This is a genomic window from Paenibacillus rigui, assembly GCF_002234615.1.
Taxonomy (GTDB): domain Bacteria; phylum Bacillota; class Bacilli; order Paenibacillales; family NBRC-103111; genus Paenibacillus_S; species Paenibacillus_S rigui.
In genome coordinates, this window is the sequence record NZ_NMQW01000095.1 from 1 (window position 1) to 667 (window position 667).

General features: G+C 51.7%; 1 rRNA gene. It reads right to left on the minus strand.

Annotation, left to right across the window (positions count from 1 at the left end):
* Nucleotides 1–667, minus strand: a 23S ribosomal RNA gene (locus CF651_RS31775); the annotation flags it as partial.

The following is a 667-nucleotide window of genomic DNA, read 5'->3' on the forward strand; positions in this document are numbered from 1 at the left end:
CCTCTTTACAGTACACCTTCAACCTACATACAACGCTCCCCTACCCAAGAACAATTACTTGTTCAGGTCATAGCTTCGGTGGTGTGTTTAGCCCCGTTACATTTTCGGCGCAGAGTCACTCGACCAGTGAGCTATTACGCACTCTTTCAATGGTGGCTGCTTCTAAGCCAACATCCTGGTTGTCTTTGCAACTCCACATCCTTTCCCACTTAACACACACTGGGGGACCTTAGCTGATGATCTGGGCTGTTTCCCTCTTGACAATGGATCTTAGCACTCACTGTCTGACTCCCGGGATAAAGTATGTGGCATTCAGAGTTTGACTGGACTTGGTAACCCTTGGCGGGCCCCGCACCCAATCAGTGCTTTACCTCCACTACTCATCTCCCGAGGCTAGCCCTAAAGCTATTTCGGGGAGAACCAGCTATCTCCGAGTTCGATTGGAATTTCTCCGCTACCCCCACCTCATCCCCGAATTTTTCAACATTCGTGGGTTCGGGCCTCCAGTGCGTGTTACCGCACCTTCACCCTGGGCAGGGGTAGATCACACGGTTTCGGGTCTACGTCCACGTACTATATCGCCCTATTCAGACTCGCTTTCGCTGCGGCTCCGGCTTCTCACCTTAACCTTGCACGGGAACGTAACTCGCCGGTTCATTCTACAAAA